This window comes from uncultured Eubacterium sp. (assembly GCF_934295145.1).
Taxonomy (GTDB): domain Bacteria; phylum Bacillota; class Clostridia; order Lachnospirales; family Lachnospiraceae; genus Eubacterium_I.
The window spans coordinates 1-16,974 of sequence record NZ_CAKRAS010000059.1 but is presented as its reverse complement, the minus strand read 5'-3'; the positions used below and the strand labels follow the sequence as shown (position 1 = coordinate 16,974).

Sequence of the window (16,974 nt, the reverse complement as noted above, 5' to 3'; positions counted from 1 at the left end):
AACGAAAGAACCATTGTAAAATTTTCGTTGTGACCGCTGCGTCTAGCCCGACCGCGGGAGTGTGTCTGAGCACGCCGATTTTGCGGGCGAGTTCGCGGGAGCGGTCGGAAAAAAGCGACGCAGAGGTCACAGAAAATTTTTCAGGTTCTTGTTGGAGTTCGTTTCTGCTTGTTCCAAATCACCCTAAACAAGAATTAACATTTCTCAGGCTCCGGATAGTCCACACCGAAAGTGTCAATGGTTACTTTCGCCATTTTCTGCTGAGCCATCGGACGATCACTGTAATCGCAGCGTGTCTCTGCAATCTTGTTTACATTCTCCATACCTTCGATGACTTTACCAAAGCCTGCATACTCACCGTCAAGATGTGGTGCAGCTGCATGCATGATGAAGAACTGGCTTCCTGCGGAGTTTGGCATCATAGTACGAGCCATGGAAAGTACACCCGGTGTATGTTTCAGGTTGTTTGTGAAACCATTGTGAGAGAACTCTCCGTGGATGCTGTAGCCAGGACCACCGATTCCGGTTCCTTCCGGATCGCCACCCTGGATCATGAATCCTTTGATGACACGGTGGAAGATCACACCGTCATAAAAGCCTTTTTTTACCAGAGAGATGAAGTTATTTACTGTATTTGGGGCGATTTCCGGATAAAGCTCTGCTTTGATGATATCGCCATTTTCCATTTCGATTGTTACGATTGGATTCTGTGCCATAATTGCCTCCTTATAATTGCCAAAAAATATAGTAAATTGGCATTTCTATTATGCATTGTATCTGAAAAGTCTCTTGTTTTCAAGAAAATTCAAAAAAATAGCTATTTTTTTAGCGATTCGTGTGATACTCTAAAGAGTAACAGTCAGGTTACTGTCCGGGTATTGTGGACAGCGCTACAGGCAGCATCTACATTTGGAAAGCGTTGCAATTTATGACAAATTTCATTATAATGTTGGAATAGGTGGGATCGAGATGGAAACAAAAGAAAAACAGATAAATTCAGAAAAAAAGAACATACCGCAGACAAAAATGCAGATAGATGAAGCTGCCCTTCAATCAATTGAGCCGGCAGCAGTTTTGGACTCGGCAATTGTTCCAATCAGGGATTTTGTCAGCCCGGAGGAACTGCATAAAGATCTGATCAGAATCATACAGATGTATCATCCGTCAGCGGATATTTCCATGGTGGAAAAAGCATATCAGATTGCTTCGGAAGCGCATAAGACACAGGTGCGCAAATCCGGAGAACCGTACATCATTCATCCGTTGTATGTAGCCATTATTCTGGCAGAACTTGAGATGGATAAAGAGACGATCGTGGCCGGACTGCTTCATGACGTAGTGGAAGACACCGTTATGACAGATGAGGAGATCAAGGACGTATTTGGACCGGAAGTGGCACTGCTGGTAGATGGTGTTACAAAACTGGGGCAGATTGCTTATGATGCGGACAAAATCGAGGTGCAGGCAGAGAACCTGCGAAAAATGTTTCTTGCCATGGCAAAGGATATCCGTGTCATCATCATTAAGCTGGCAGACCGTCTGCACAATATGCGTACCTTAAAATATATGAAGCCGGAGAAGCAGAAAGAAAAAGCCCGTGAGACCATGGATATCTATGCGCCGATCGCGCAGCGTCTCGGTATTTCCAAGATTAAGATCGAGCTGGAGGATCTGTCTCTGAAATACCTGGAGCCGGAAGCTTATTATGATCTGGTGGAAAAAATATCAGTTCGAAAATCGGCACGGGATGCGTATGTTCACAGACTGATGACTGATGTGGAGGCCTGTCTGAAGGAGGCGGGTATCAAAGCAACAGTTATGGGGCGGGCAAAGCATTTTTTCAGTATTTATAAAAAGATGGTAAACCAGAATAAGACTTTGGATCAGATTTACGATCTGTTTGCCATCCGTATTATCGTGGATGATGTGAAGGATTGTTACGCAGCACTTGGTGTGATTCATGAGAAATACAAACCGATCCCGGGACGTTTTAAAGATTATATCGCAATGCCGAAGCCGAATATGTATCAGTCTCTGCATACGACCCTGATCGGGCCGACCGGTCAGCCGTTTGAAATTCAGATTCGCACAGAGGAGATGCATCGTACATCGGAGTATGGTATTGCCGCACATTGGAAATACAAAGAAGCAAATAATGGAAACAGCATCAATGGTGAGGAAGAGAAGTTAAGCTGGCTGCGCCAGATTCTGGAGTGGCAGCGGGACATGTCTGACAACAGAGAGTTTATGAGCCTGTTAAAGAGCGATTTGGATCTATTTTCCGACAGTGTATTTTGCTTTACACCGAGCGGTGATGTCAAGAGCCTTCCGAAGGGGTCCACACCAATTGATTTTGCCTATGCGATTCATTCTGCAGTCGGCAACAAGATGATCGGAGCAAAGGTCAACGGTCGTCTGGTAACGATCGATTATAATATTCGAAACGGTGACAGAATCGAGATCCTGACATCGGCAAACTCCAAAGGTCCGAGCCGTGACTGGCTCAATCTGGTAAAGAGTACTCAGGCAAAAAATAAGATCAACCAGTGGTTCCGCAATGAGTTTAAGGAAGAAAATATTGTCAGCGGAAAAGAATTGCTGAACAATTACTGTAAAGCAAAATCCATTAATTTGGGTGATATCAATAAGCCGGAATATCAGGCAAAAGTACAGCGTAAATATGGATTCCGCGACTGGGATTCTGTATTAGCAGCGGTTGGTCATGGAGGACTGAAAGAGTCGCAGATTGTTAACCGCATGATGGAGGAGTACCGCAAGGAACATAAGAAAGAACTGACAGATGCGCAGGTTGTGGAAAATGCTTCCGAACAGAAAGAAAAACATGTAGAAGTTGAGCGGACGACTCACAAAAAAAGTGGTATTATTGTCAAAGGTCTGACAGATGTAGCAGTACATTTTTCCAAATGCTGCAGTCCGGTTCCGGGAGACGAGATCGTCGGATTTGTCACCAGAGGCCGTGGCGTGTCCATTCACAGAACGGATTGCGTTAATATCATGCAACTGCCGGATTTTGACAGACAGCGTCTCATCGAGGCAGAATGGCAGCAGGGGGCTGCAGAGGAGGAAAATGGCGGACATGGCCGTTACCTTGCAGAACTCAAAATTTATGGAAACAACCGTACCGGTCTGCTGGTAGATATTTCAAAAGTCTTTACCGAGCGTGGCATTGATATTGATTCCATTAATTCACGGACCAGTAAAAAAGGAATTGCAACCATTGTGGTTTCTTTTTACACAAAAGGAAAAGATGAACTGAGTATGCTGAGTGAAAAGCTGCGCCAGATTGAAAGCGTATTTGAAATCGAGCGTACGACAGGCTGATAAGCAACAAGTATGGTTAGTAAAATGGTTTGACAGAGTATAGATATGACTGACCGCATTTACTGCATGTGTAATATGTGGGATGTATTTAGACAGGAGCGTATATGGCAGATTTAAGAATTGAAGAATATAACGTTGGCGATATCGGAACAAACTGTTACTTTATCGTAAATGCCGATACAAAAGAAATGGTGATCATTGATCCGGGCGGAGACGGAGCAGATCTTATTCGCCGTATCAAAGAGCGCGGATTAAAATTACAGGCAGTTTTGTTGACACATGGACATTATGATCATGCACATCATGCACGTATGGTGGCAGATGCATTTGGTGTTTCCGTGTATGCAAGCCAAAAAGAAGAAACTACCATGCATGATATACAGAAAAATGTATCTGCAATGTTTGGTAATCCGGAGACTTACGATGCAGACGTGTATACAAAAGACGGTGATGTGCTGGATTTAGCCGGATTCAAAATCAAAGTGATCTCCACACCGGGACATACTGAGGGTGGATGCTGTTACTATTTTGACGGAAACAAAGTGCTGGCAAGCGGTGATACCCTGTTCTGCGGTTCTGTTGGAAGAACGGATTTCAAGGGTGGCAGCATGTCAGATCTGGTACGTTCCGTAAAAGAAAAACTGTTTGTGCTTCCAAACGATACTGCGGTTCTGCCGGGACATGAGGCACGTACCACGATTGGTTACGAGAAACAGTATAATATGTACTTAGCATAAGGAATTAAAAGGAATTTTCATGAAACAGGTAGATGCATTTGTATTTATGGAAATTCCTTTTGTGACGTAAAAAGATAGGAAAAGGAAATAAGTATGATTACAGTACAGTTAAATGAGCCGGATTTTGAGTATGATATTCATTCTCTGGTAAAAGCGTTTTATCCACAGCATGATGTGCTTGTAAAAGCCATGCCGCGGGAGGAGTTCCCGGAGAGTGTATTTCATCTTGTGGTAAATTATGACCGGAAAAACCACATGATTGATTTTAAGTTTTATGAGCGGGAACAGCAGGAAGAAAATAATATAGCAAAAGAAGAAACAGAGAATACAGACCAGAGTTCAGAAGAATCCGTTGAACAGAATAAGAAAAATGACGTTGCAGAAGAAAAAATGACACTGGGCGGCAGCGTCCTGGTTGATTTCGCAGATCGGAAAAAGACAAAAAATGAGTTAAAACAGCAGTTGTATTACCTGCTGACGTTGTATGCAGGAAAGACGCTTCCGTGGGGTACATTGACTGGTATTCGTCCGACCAAGATTCCGATGGAATTACTGGAGGAAGGGAAAAGTGAAGATGAGATTCGTTCTTATATGAAGGAAACGTATTTTGCTTCGGATGAAAAAATCGAGCTGAGTCTGGCCGTTGCAAAACGTGAACTGGAACTGCTGAGCCGCATTGATTATGAGAATGGCTACAGTCTGTATGTGGGTATTCCGTTTTGTCCGAGTACGTGCCTGTATTGTTCATTTACCTCTTATCCGTTGGCAAAATGGGCGAACCGCATGGATGAATATCTGGACGCATTGGAGAAAGAAATTGCATTTACAGCAGAGGCATGTAAACATAAGGTTTTGAATTCCGTTTATATTGGCGGAGGCACACCGACGACACTTTCCGCAGAGCAGATGGATCGTCTGTTGACTATGATCGGAAGCTATTTTGGAATTGCGGATGAGCAGGGCAGAATGATCTATGTGGATGAACATATGAATGAAGCAGATGCAGCAGATGAAACACAGAATTCTATGGTTGGAGTAGATTCTGAAAATGGTGCAGCTCATGGCAATGCTTCAGGTTCTTGTTGTGAAAGTAGTAAGATGCGGAAGCAGACACAGCTTCTGGAGTTTACCGTAGAGGCTGGCAGACCAGACAGCATCACCAGAGAAAAACTGGAAGTGATCCATAAACACAATATTTCCAGAATATCCATCAATCCACAGACAATGAAAGAAGAAACGCTGCGTCTCATCGGTCGTCAGCATACCGTGCAGCAGACCATCGACAGTTTCAAACTGGCACGGGAAGTTGGTTTTGATAATATCAACATGGATCTGATCGTTGGACTTCCGGAGGAGACTATCGAGGATGTACGTGAGACTATGAGACAGCTGGAAGAGCTGGATCCGGATAATATTACAGTTCATTCACTGGCCATCAAACGTGCAGCCAGACTTCGGATGCAGAAGGAACAGTATGAGGATCTGCATATCGAGAATACCGCGCAGACCATCGATCTGACCGCAGAGTGCTGTCACGAGATGGGACTGGAACCATATTATTTGTATCGCCAGAAAAATATGGCAGGTAATTTTGAAAATGTTGGATACGCGAAACCGGGAAAAGCCGGTGTGTACAATATTCTGATCATGGAAGAAAAACAGACAATTATGGCACTTGGCGCAGGTGCTACCACCAAAGTTGTTTTTGAGGATGGCAAGCGTATTGAACGTGTGGGAAATGTAAAGGATATTACAAATTACCTGGATCGTGTGGATGAGATGGTAGAGCGGAAGCGGGAATTGCTGAAAAACTGTGGTCAGCTTATATAAAACACTTGCTATATCAAACTCACAAACGTATAATAAACTATGTATGTGAACACAGAAAATGAGAAATATCTGTGTTTTGTAGTGTATACGAAAGCAGATGTCGGAAGTCTGTTTTTAAGGAATATAATATACAGAGCAATCTGTATGGAATGGAGGATATACAGTGGCTTTAAAGAAAAAACCGGTAAACGGTATGAAAGATATTATGCCGGATGAGATGCAGATCCGTGATTATGTACAGAGCGTGATCAAAGAGACTTATCGTGCATTCGGATTTACCCCGATCGAGACACCTTGTATGGAAGATATCGCAAACCTGAGCAACAAGCAGGGCGGAGAAAATGAGAAACTGATTTTCAAAGTATTAAAACGTGGAGAGAAATTGAAATTAGAGACAGCACAGAGTGAGGCTGATCTGGTTGACTTCGGTATGAGATATGATCTGACTGTACCGCTTTGCCGTTACTATGCAAACCATGCAAATGATCTGCCATCCCCATTTAAGGCACTTCAGATGGGAAATGTATGGCGTGCAGACCGTCCGCAGAGAGGTCGTTATCGTCAGTTCATGCAGTGTGATATTGATATTCTTGGCGAGCCGTCCAACCTGGCAGAGATCGAACTGATCCTTGCAACTACAACCACACTTGGCAAACTTGGATTCAAAAATTTTGAGATTCGTATCAATGAGCGCCGTATCTTAAAAGCAATGGCAGCTTACAGTGGATTTGCAGAGGAAGAATTTGATACCGTATTTATCATTCTGGACAAGATGGACAAGATTGGTCTGGAAGGCGTTGCAGAGGAGCTTGCAAAAGAAGGTTATGCACAGGAAGCAATCGATAAATATCTGTCCCTGTTCACTGGTGTGGAGCAGGCAGAGGATGGCATCAGCTATCTGGCAGACACCTTAGGCGATTATCTGGATGCAGAGATTGTTCAGAACATGAAAGAGATCGCATCTGCAGTAAATGCAACGAAGATGGCATCTTTTGAGCTGGTATTTGATCCAACGTTAGTACGAGGCATGTCTTACTATACAGGAACTATTTTTGAGATTGCGATTCCGGAGTTTGGCGGAAGCTGCGGTGGCGGCGGACGTTACGACAAGATGGTTGGAAACTTCACCGGAAAAGATGTTCCGGCTTGCGGATTTTCCATCGGATTTGAGCGTATCATCCTGCTTCTGATGGAGAACGGATTCAAGATTCCGGAGCAGCCGAAAAAGACCGCATATCTGATTGAAAAAGGATATCCGGGAGACAAACTCAGTGAAGTGATCGGACAGGCACAGCAGGCACGTGCAAACGGCGAGCAGGTACTGGTTGTCCGCATGAATAAAAATAAAAAATTCCAGAAAGAGCAGCTTTCCAAGGAAGGTTACGAGGAGTTCGTAGAATTTTTTAAATAAAAAATGAAGCTGATGTAAATTGTAGGTTTTTGAAAATAAAAATGCAGTGTGCATGAGTGATTACAGGAGGAATAAATTATGGCAGAGTCCATGCGTGGATTGAAAAGATCCCATAGATGTACAGAGGTATCCAGCGCAGATATCGGAAGTACCGTTACCGTAATGGGATGGGTACAGAGAAGAAGAAATCTGGGCAGCCTGATCTTTATTGATCTGAGAGACCGTTCCGGTCTGCTTCAGATCGTATTTGATGAAAACAGTGTAGGAAGTGACGGATTTGCAAAAGCAGAGACACTCAGAAGTGAGTACGTTATCGCTGTTGTTGGTAAGATCCAGAAACGTTCCGCAGCAGTAAATGAAAACTTAAAAACAGGTGATATCGAAGTAATTGCAGAAAGTCTTCGTATCCTTTCTGAGTCTGATACACCGCCTTTCCATATTGAGGAGAATTCTCAGACAAAAGATGAAATCCGTCTGAAATACCGTTACCTGGATCTTCGTCGTCCGGACTTACAGCGTAACCTGATGCTGAGAAGCAAAGTGGCTTATCTGATGCGTGATTTCATGGCAAAAGAAGGCTTTATCGAGATTGAGACACCGGTTCTGACAAAATCCACTCCGGAGGGAGCAAGAGATTATCTGGTACCGAGCCGTGTGCATCCGGGAAGTTTTTATGCGCTTCCGCAGTCTCCACAGTTATTTAAACAGCTGTTGATGTGTTCCGGATATGACCGTTATTTCCAGATTACAAAATGTTTCCGTGATGAGGATTTACGTGCTGACCGTCAGCCGGAGTTTACACAGGCGGACATGGAACTGTCTTTTGTAGATGTAGATGACGTATTAGATGTAAATGAGCGTCTGTTAAAATATGTATTCAAAGAGGCAATCGGTGTGGATGTACAGATCCCGCTTCCGCGTATGACATGGCAGGATGCTATGGATCGTTACGGTTCTGACAAACCGGATACCCGTTTTGGCATGGAATTACATGACGTATCTGACGTGGTAAAAGACTGTGGATTCGGTGTATTTACCGGTGCATTAGAGAACGGCGGCAGCGTACGTGGTATCGCTGTTCCGGGCAAAGCTTCCATGGGACGTAAACAGATCGATAAACTGGTTGATCTGGCAAAAACATACGGAGCAAAAGGTCTGGCTTATCTGTGTGTAAATGAAGATGGCACATACAAATCTTCTTTTGCAAAATTCATGACAGAGGAAGAACTTGCAGCATTAGTAGAAGCTATGGAAGGAAAGCCGGGCGATCTGCTGTTATTCGCTGCAGATAAAAATAAAGTTGTCTGGGCAGTTCTTGGCGCATTAAGACTTCATATGGCAAAAGAGCTGAACCTGCTGGATCCGAACCAGTACAACTTCCTCTGGGTAACAGAGTTCCCGTTACTGGAGTGGTCCGATGAAGAGAATCGTTATATGGCAATGCATCATCCGTTTACTATGCCAATGGAAGAGGATTGGGATAAGATCGATTCTGATCCGGGCGCTGTTCGTGCAAAAGCATATGATATCGTATTAAACGGTACTGAGCTTGGCGGCGGTTCTGTCCGTATCCATCAGGATGATATTCAGGAGAAAATGTTTGAGGTACTTGGATTTACAAAAGAGCGTGCATGGGATCAGTTTGGTTTCCTGCTCTCCGCATTCAAGTACGGTGTACCGCCACACGCAGGACTGGCTTACGGCTTAGATCGTATGGTAATGCATATGGTACATGCAGATTCTATCCGTGACGTTATCGCATTCCCGAAAGTAAAAGATGCTTCCTGTCTGATGACAGAAGCTCCAGGTACGGTAGATGAGAAACAGTTAGAAGAACTTGGACTTGCAATCAAACTTCCGGAAGAGACAACAGAAGAGGAGTAATTGTAAAATTGCATAAAAATGAGTAAAAAGCGGGAGTGGAAAATCTGAGAATTTTCTGCTCCTGCTTTTTGCATGCCTTGAAAATAAAGGATTTGTGGGAAAAAATGCGTGTTGTGCAATTTGTATAGTGTAAGAAATGCAGAAAAATTTATGGTTGACGGTCAGGGGGAAGTGGTATATATTCATGCTATCGTTCTTCAAACAAATCTGATTCAGATAAAATTGCATAGTTATCAGAGTGGTGATATCTTACGAGCAGTCTAAATATTGTTGCGCCGATTCGGTAAATATCAAGAAAAACAGAGTGATACATTGTATTAGTTAAACTATGAAAATAGAAAGAAAAGAAGGCTAGTGAAACTTGAACGCAGAATAAGCATTTCCCCGCTTCAAGCGCGTAGAGCACTAAGTGGTGGGTAAGGGGGATACTTAACCAGTGGGAGTTAAAAGCTCCCACTGACAGGTCGCAAAGCGACTGCGTTCATGAGCAAGTAGCGGAAGCGGATTGCGAATGTCCGCTTTAAATATGTAAATATTTCATATGGAGGAGGTTGTTTGCATGACAAAAAAGTTACGAGATTATTTTCCTATGCTGCAGACCAGAGAAGCAATTTTGAAAGAGATTAACAACAACGAAAAGATGTGGAGTACGTTTTATTCGTGGGAAGAAGAACGGCAGGAGGAATTTCTTGATTTTTGCACTGGAGCGCGGGGAGTAAAAGTGATGTATGATTTTGTGAGTAAAGAGATTTTGAATCCAGAGTCAACACCAGAGCGTATTGATGAGTTATTGTCTCTGTTATTAAAGCAGGAGGTTCATGTGATGGAAGTTTTACCAAATGATGGAACACGACTGGCAGATGAATCATCACTTGTTATTATGGATATTGTAGTGCAGCTTTCCAATGGCAGCATTGCAAATCTGGAAATTCAAAAAATTGGGTATAAGTTTCCGGGAGAAAGAAGTGCCTGCTATTCCGCAGATTTGCTGTTGCGGCAGTATAAGCGGGTGCGAAGTGAACGAAAGAAAAAATTCAGTTACAAAGACATCAAAGATGTATATACAATTGTGCTGTTTGAAAACAGTCCTGCAGAATTTAAAAAATTTCCAGATGTATATATTCATTCTTTCGGGCAAAAATCAGATTCGGGACTGGAATTTAATCTGCTGCAAAAATATGTATTCGTAGCGCTTGACAATTTTAAAAATATTCAGCAAAATAAAGAAAATAAGTATCTGATAAACAGTCGACTTGATGCATGGATTGCGTTCTTTTGTATAGATGATCCGGAAATGATTGTTGCGATTATCGAGCAGTATCCCGAGTTCAGAGCATACTATGAACAAATCTATGACATCTGTCGAAATATCGAAGGAGTGATGGATATGTTTTCGAAAGAATTACAGGAACTTGACCGGAATACTGTGCAGTTGATGATTGATGAGATGCAGGAGGATTTGAAACAAAAAGGAAAAGAACTGGATCTTATAAATCAGAAATTAGGTGAGAAGAATCAGGAACTGGATGAAAAGAATCAGGAACTGGATGAGAAGAATCAGGAATTGGATGAGAAGAATCAGGAATTGGATGAAAAAAATCAGGAATTACAGGCGGCTTTAGCGCGTATTCATGAGCTTGAAGAGGAAAAGAAAAAAGCAAATCAATAAGGTGGGAAGTGAGTTCATAACAGAAAGCCGGCAATTGCCGGCTTTCTGAAACCTTGACAAAACTATACTATTCATAATCCACCTGGAAAGATGCAAAGTCCAGATCAGTTTCAGTTCCATCTTCGAGATGAACATAAGGGGTGACTTCCAGAGAAGTGAAGTCCTGTGTCATTGTCGGAATAACTACCTGTGTGCGGAAACAGTAGTTACCATCATCGTCGGTATAAGCACGTTCTCCACCATCGTCTGAGTCATTCTCCATGCTAGAGGAATGAAAAGCTGCATTTTCTGTCTGGGTATTGTAAGTATTTCCATTGGAATCTGTAATTTTGCAGAATATCCAGTTGTGAATATTGTCGTCATTCATTACGTTATCAAAGTTTTGGAAGGAGTCATAGTCCTTGCCAAAATTCCAAGTAAGATCCAGATATGTTCCAGAGGCAGAAACTTTACTCTGTGCAATTGTTACCTCTGCGCCGCTTTCTGTATAGGTAGAAGTTGCAGGTTTTACGTTGACAGAGCCGGAAATATCAAAGCTGATTGCCTGCATATAGTGATTTCCAGTTTTTGGATCTACGCTGGTTACCAGTGGAACCTGCACCGTGAAGGTGTCTGGTAAATCTACATCAGAAAGTTCTACTCTGGCATGAAAAGCTCCGCGTTTATATTGTGGATCGGATGAAGTACCTGGTAAACCGTTAATGTTCCATTGTGCTATATAGATGGTATCATTGATGATAATACAATCCGGAAGGAACCAGTCTCCGAAGGTTTTTATACCATATTGGGTTGCTTCACCATAAATGGAAAGTAATCCTCCATCATAGTAAGCATCTATAACATTCATATATGGGTTTGGTTGTTTTTGATAGTTGTTATCATATTGATTGAACATAACATCCGGCCAGGTATCCGAAAAAGTGGTAACAAGACCGCTTTCTTCTGATACAATCGTTGCTGGTGGCGCAGAATTTGTAGTGCCAGAAGCAGTAGATGTTTCTTCTTCGGAAGAACTTTCCGGAGTAGTGATACGTCCTGTTTCCTGCAAATACTGCTGTGATCTTGCCTGATACTGTTTAATTCCGGCATAAGCGCCGGTGGTTCCCATAGTAGCGCATACAATAATTACGGCAGCAACTTTTGCCGGCATCCATTTCTTTTTGGATTTTATAGAAGAAACATTATTTTTCTGCTGTTCCTGAGCTACCTGATCAGCAACAAGCTGTTTAAAACGTTCCGGTGTTTTTGGAAAAGTTTCTTTTTCATATTCAAAATTATTGTGTTTAGAGTCGTGATTCATATGGCGGCCTCCTTTTCAAACATTGTTCTTAACTGAAGTTTTCCGCGGTTTAACCGCATTTTTATGGCATTCTCACTCATTTCCAGAATGTCTGCAATTTCCCGTATTTTAAATCCGTCGAAGTAGTACATTACCAGTGGAAGACGGTAGGAAATATCTAGCTGCATCAGATGCTGATATAGGTCTGAGTAATCCTGCTGTGCGGCTTCTTCGGTCAGTACACCTTCCTCATATGCGACTTCCCGTTTGCGTTTTCGCAGGATCATCTGACATTCGTTGATCAATATGCGTGAAAACCATGTTTTGGCATATTCCTGTTTTTTTAGTGTGTGAAGTTTTGAAAATCCTTTTACGATGGCAGACGACATGGCATCTTCACAGTCGGCATCCTCTTTTAAAATCGCCTTTGCAATGCGGTAGAAGTCATCGGTAAAAGAAATAATCATATCTCCGAAATCCTGTTTTGTCATAACTTCCCTCTTTTTATCTCAATATGTTTTTGTAAATGTGAAATGAGATTTTTATACTCTGTAATAGCTATTACACCCATTAGATGTAGTTTAGCACAAAAAGGTCACAACATAATCTGATAAGTTACAAAAATGATTCACGAGGAAATTCTATCGTTATAGTTGTAGATGGTATTTTGAAATTTTACTAACAATTTACAAAAATCTGGTTCTGGATTTTACCCGATGATCATATGCTGAAAATGTTGCAAAGAAGTAAGTATTTTTTGGCACATATATGTTAGAAGATAGTCAGATTGAGAGAAACAAGATAGATTTACCTCAGCTGAAAAATAGTGTGAAAAATATAAAAAAGTAGTCATAAGTCTAATGTTCGTGCATATATTATAGAGTGTGCAAAGAAAGGAGAGATGTATATTTGAAAGAAGAAAAAAAGAAAAAAACAAATAAAAAAGAGGAAATTTGTAAAGAAACAGATGGAGATACAGTTATTAAGATAGCAACTGAAATAAACAGAAAAGACAAAACAGAAGTTGATTCAGTATTTGAAATAAATACGGATGAAGACGCAATAGATAAGACAGCCATCGAGATAGAGATAGATAAAGATGAGAAAAAGTTTGAAGATGATAGGACTCAGCTGGGGGCAGATCTCATCCTTTTGGATGATCCAAAATTGCGGAAAGAATATCTGGACTGTATGAAATACCTGCTGACACAGATCACAGATTTTGGATTTCAGCAGGAGGAAGAAATCGGACGGAGCATTATCAGTCATACAAAGTACCGATTGAAAGATCGGGAAAGTATCATTGCAAAAATGATAAAAAAAAAGAGAGAACTCACAGAGGAAAATGTGTTTACATACATCAACGATCTGGCGGGAATCCGCGTGGTCTGTCTGTTTCTCGATGACATTTACCGGGTGCGGGATTTTATTTACCAGATACCTGGAATTTCAATTATGAAAGAAAAAGACTTTGTGAAAAAACCAAAAAACAGCGGATATCAGAGCCTGCATATTATTGTACAGTTTACGAGCGGGAAAAAAGTGGAAATTCAATTGCGAACGATTGGAATGGATTTCTGGTCTGTGCTGGAATATCAGTTACAATATAAGAAACATCACAAAAAGGGAAAAGTGTTGAAAAAAGAATTATTCTCCTGCGCGATCGATGTGCGGAATATGGATCAGCGGATGCTGGATCTGAGACAGTCAATTGAAAACGTATAAAAAGGTGTGCCTTCCAGGAAAGCACACCTTTTTTATGATAGGAAATTACGATGAATTTCCTATCATAAAAAAGCACTTCGTGCAAACGATGCGCACTCGCACGAGAAGAGATTCTTGCTTTGCAAGCGTGCGCGGCGCGGGCAAGAAAGATGTGCTATTGATAATTTTAAACGCGTAAGTGTGTGATAGCACACTTTCTTGTGTTTTTACGCTCTGCGAAGCTTCCGTTCTCTTACGGTAAAAATAAGAGAAATTGCTGCCAGTACCAGCGCAATCACGATAACCAGAATAAAACGGTAACGCGTACTCTCACTTCCAAAGACGGCGGCTGCGATATTTGTAACCTGAGGTGTCAGGAAAGTACCGACATTGGATCCGGCCAGAACAACAGCAGTAGCCATAGCGGATTCCTGCGGTGTTGTTGCATATACACCGGTCTGAAGGATGCACTGAGGCGTTACAAGGCTGATGGACATTCCCGCCAGCAGACAGCCGACAAACAGGCATACCACGTTCGGATTGATAATAATAACGAAGAATCCGAGCGCAAGGAACACATATCCAACCGGGATCGTGCAGACATCCAGTCTTTTCGCAAGAAGACCAAAGGCAATTCCCATCAGAGTGCCGCCAAGAAGGAATACGGTTGCGGCCCATCCGGACAGGACAGAGTTTCCGATACCAAATTCTGTAACGTACATGGCAAGGTTTGTAGGACCTACATTAAACAGCAGTAACAGCAGCAGTGCGAAAATAGTATAAATCCAAACTTTTCCATGTTTTAATACGGAAAAAGAATTGGAAGTCTGTGCTGACGGGGCAGTTTCTTTTGTAGTGGTGACTGTTTCCTGTTTTTTGTACGGAACAAATAAAAGTAACAGGATCAGTCCCGGAACACCGATAATGACATATACGAGATAGTCCAGGTTCCATGCGACAGCGGTTAAGACACCGCCGACAGCTGTCATGATCATACCGCCAACGTTTGCCGCACTTGTCTGAAGGCCCATGAGGGATGTTTTTTCCTGCCCTTCGTAAAAATCAGTGATCAGAGAAGCGGTCAGTGCAGATACCAGTCCCATACCAATACCCATGATCACAGACCAGGCAAAAAGGAGGGAAAGACTCTGATAAATAAAGGTTCCAAGAATACCGGTCAGACAGATGCAGATACTTCCCATTCCAATCAGGACTTTTTTGGAAATTTTTGATGTCAGCCATGCAGCCACAAAGGATAATACCACAACAAAAATACCCGGAAGACTCATCAAAAGCTGTATGGTTGAAATGGCTGTGTACGGAAAGGCAGCGGCGATATCTGAAAGTGCCGGCGACAGACCATTGGTAGCCATCTGAGCGAATGTAATGACCAGAATGGCTATTTTCAGCATTTTTTTGTTCACCATAAAAGGGAATCTCCTTTCGAAAAAATATTATATTTGTTATATATATCATATAAAATATAGGATCGTTGCTATTATATACGCAAATAAAAAGGTATGCAAGAGCATACCTTTTTAAATACAATATAAAATTGTTTTTTATTTTATTCAAGTCGAATATATGTGAGACTTGATGCATGATTCTGGTCAGCATAAGCTGATATATTCTTCTCAGAATCACTGCACGCCACATTACTCGATTGGTTTCAGATCATCAGCAATGATCAGTTTTGCTTCAGTAGCAGCCTGGATTTCTTCAACAGTGAATTCCGGGTTGTACTCTTTTAATACGATTCCTTCCGGAGTTACTTCCATAACGCCCATCTCAGTAACGATCAGGTTTACCTGAGCTTCTGCTGTCAGCGGTAAAGTACACTCTTTTAAGATCTTTGGTGCACCTTTCTGTGTGTGCTCCATAGCAACGATAACTCGTTTAGCACCTACTACAAGGTCCATAGCTCCACCCATTCCAGGAACCATTTTTCCAGGAATGATCCAGTTTGCGATGTTACCTTTCTCATCTACCTGAAGAGAACCAAGGATTGTAGCATCTACATGTCCACCACGGATGATGGAGAAAGATGTAGCACTGTCGAAGAACATACCGTCTTTCTCGATACCAGCCGGCTGTCCGCCTGCATTTACGATGTATGCAGCATCCGGATCTTCCGGATCAACAGCTGCAAGACCGATGAACCCGTTCTCAGACTGTAATGTAAGTTTAACAGATGGATCAAGGTAATCCGGAACCATAGTAGGAAGTCCGATACCGAGGTTTACAACATCACCATCATGTAATTCTTTAGCGACACGTTTCGCGATATATGGTTTGATTTCACTTCTTTCCATCTTATGCTTCCTCCTTTACTACTAAATAATCAACATAAATGTGTGGAGTCTCCACATAGTTTGGACCGATTTCGCCAGCCGGAACGATTTTCTCAACTTCGGCAATAACGATATCAGCTGCAGAAGCCATCATCGGGTTGAAGTTACGAGTAGATCCTTTGTAACGGATATTTCCGGATTCATCAGCAATATATCCCTGGATGATTGCAACATTACCACGGATTGCTTTCTCAAGAAGGTACTCTTTACCATCTAATTCGATAACCTGTTTGCCTTCCAGAGTTGTCGGTGAAGTACTGTCAGCAACGATAGTACCGATACCTGTTGGTGTAAGGAAGCCTGCAAGACCAGCTCCGCCTGCACGTACCTGCTCAGCAAGTGTACCCTGCGGCTGAAGTTTTAACTCAATCTCGCCTGCGTTGAATTTTGCAGCAACTTCTTTGTTCAGACCTACGTGTGTAGCGATCAGTCTTTTGATCAGTCCGTTGTGAAGTAAACGACCTGTTCCTTCATTCTCGAAACCGGCATCGTTACATACAACAGTAAGGTCTTTTGCTGTTACTTCATTTACGATAGATTTTGCTGTTCCATTTGTCATGAATCCGCCGACTAATACAGTATCGCCATCTTTGATCAGTGCGGCAGCTTCTTTAGCAGAAATAACTTTAGTCTTAGCCATTTCTTTCCCTCCTATTAATTACATGATAATAATTTTGCTCTGTTGACAACGTCATACGTCCACATAGCCTGTCTCCATTATAACACCTTGCCCGGCAAAATCCAGAGATATTTCACAAAAAAAATGA

Annotated in this window: 13 protein-coding genes; 7 read left to right on the top strand and 6 right to left on the bottom strand. The window is 42.2% G+C overall.

Annotated features, from left to right (window positions below; genetic code table 11):
* Positions 1-194: 194 nt before the first annotated feature.
* On the bottom strand, positions 195-716 hold the full coding sequence (locus tag Q0I54_RS11055; RefSeq protein WP_296118675.1) for a peptidylprolyl isomerase: 522 nt from the start codon (positions 714-716) through the stop codon (positions 195-197).
* A gap of 253 nt (positions 717-969) precedes the next feature.
* Here Q0I54_RS11055 and Q0I54_RS11050 point away from each other — a divergent pair, with 253 nt between their 5' ends.
* From Q0I54_RS11050 to Q0I54_RS11025, 6 genes are all read left to right on the top strand, one after another.
* Positions 970-3,342, top strand: a complete 2,373-nt coding sequence (locus Q0I54_RS11050; protein WP_367270837.1) for a bifunctional (p)ppGpp synthetase/guanosine-3',5'-bis(diphosphate) 3'-pyrophosphohydrolase — start codon at positions 970-972, stop codon at positions 3,340-3,342.
* Between the two features lie 104 nt (positions 3,343-3,446).
* Positions 3,447-4,079, top strand: a complete 633-nt coding sequence (locus Q0I54_RS11045; RefSeq protein WP_296118672.1) for an MBL fold metallo-hydrolase — start codon at positions 3,447-3,449, stop codon at positions 4,077-4,079.
* Between the two features lie 93 nt (positions 4,080-4,172).
* Positions 4,173-5,909: a coproporphyrinogen dehydrogenase HemZ gene (hemZ, locus tag Q0I54_RS11040; RefSeq protein ID WP_296118671.1), complete on the top strand. Its 1,737-nt coding sequence runs from the start codon at positions 4,173-4,175 to the stop codon at positions 5,907-5,909.
* Positions 5,910-6,072: 163 nt separating this feature from the next.
* Positions 6,073-7,320, top strand: coding sequence for a histidine--tRNA ligase (hisS, locus tag Q0I54_RS11035; protein ID WP_118702961.1), 1,248 nt, complete (start codon positions 6,073-6,075; stop codon positions 7,318-7,320).
* Positions 7,321-7,398: 78 nt separating this feature from the next.
* Complete coding sequence (gene aspS / locus Q0I54_RS11030; protein WP_296118669.1) at positions 7,399-9,204, top strand: aspartate--tRNA ligase; 1,806 nt, start codon at positions 7,399-7,401, stop codon at positions 9,202-9,204.
* A gap of 559 nt (positions 9,205-9,763) precedes the next feature.
* Positions 9,764-10,873 carry a PD-(D/E)XK nuclease family transposase gene (locus Q0I54_RS11025; RefSeq protein ID WP_296118668.1) on the top strand — a complete coding sequence of 370 codons (1,110 nt, stop codon included), beginning with the start codon at positions 9,764-9,766 and terminating at the stop codon, positions 10,871-10,873.
* A 67-nt stretch (positions 10,874-10,940) separates the two neighbouring features.
* Here Q0I54_RS11025 and Q0I54_RS11020 read toward each other — a convergent pair whose 3' ends face one another.
* Both Q0I54_RS11020 and Q0I54_RS11015 read right to left on the bottom strand, forming a co-directional pair.
* Positions 10,941-12,173, bottom strand: coding sequence for a hypothetical protein (locus tag Q0I54_RS11020; protein WP_296118667.1), 1,233 nt, complete (start codon positions 12,171-12,173; stop codon positions 10,941-10,943).
* Positions 12,170-12,643, bottom strand: coding sequence for an RNA polymerase sigma factor (locus Q0I54_RS11015; protein ID WP_296118665.1), 474 nt, complete (start codon positions 12,641-12,643; stop codon positions 12,170-12,172). The genes Q0I54_RS11020 and Q0I54_RS11015 overlap by 4 nt, the downstream gene beginning before the upstream one ends.
* Before the next feature lie 418 nt (positions 12,644-13,061).
* Here Q0I54_RS11015 and Q0I54_RS11010 point away from each other — a divergent pair, with 418 nt between their 5' ends.
* On the top strand, positions 13,062-13,877 hold the full coding sequence (locus Q0I54_RS11010) for a GTP pyrophosphokinase family protein (RefSeq protein WP_296118664.1): 816 nt from the start codon (positions 13,062-13,064) through the stop codon (positions 13,875-13,877).
* A gap of 206 nt (positions 13,878-14,083) precedes the next feature.
* Here the strand turns inward: Q0I54_RS11010 and Q0I54_RS11005 are convergent, their stop codons facing one another.
* From Q0I54_RS11005 to Q0I54_RS10995, 3 genes are all read right to left on the bottom strand, one after another.
* Positions 14,084-15,283, bottom strand: coding sequence for an MFS transporter (locus tag Q0I54_RS11005; RefSeq protein WP_296118662.1), 1,200 nt, complete (start codon positions 15,281-15,283; stop codon positions 14,084-14,086).
* A gap of 228 nt (positions 15,284-15,511) precedes the next feature.
* Complete coding sequence (locus Q0I54_RS11000; protein ID WP_021738578.1) at positions 15,512-16,168, bottom strand: 3-oxoacid CoA-transferase subunit B; 657 nt, start codon at positions 16,166-16,168, stop codon at positions 15,512-15,514.
* Position 16,169: 1 nt separating this feature from the next.
* A complete protein-coding gene (locus Q0I54_RS10995) occupies positions 16,170-16,847 on the bottom strand; it encodes a CoA transferase subunit A (RefSeq protein WP_109216983.1) in 678 nt (225 codons plus the stop codon).
* Positions 16,848-16,974 lie beyond the last annotated feature (127 nt).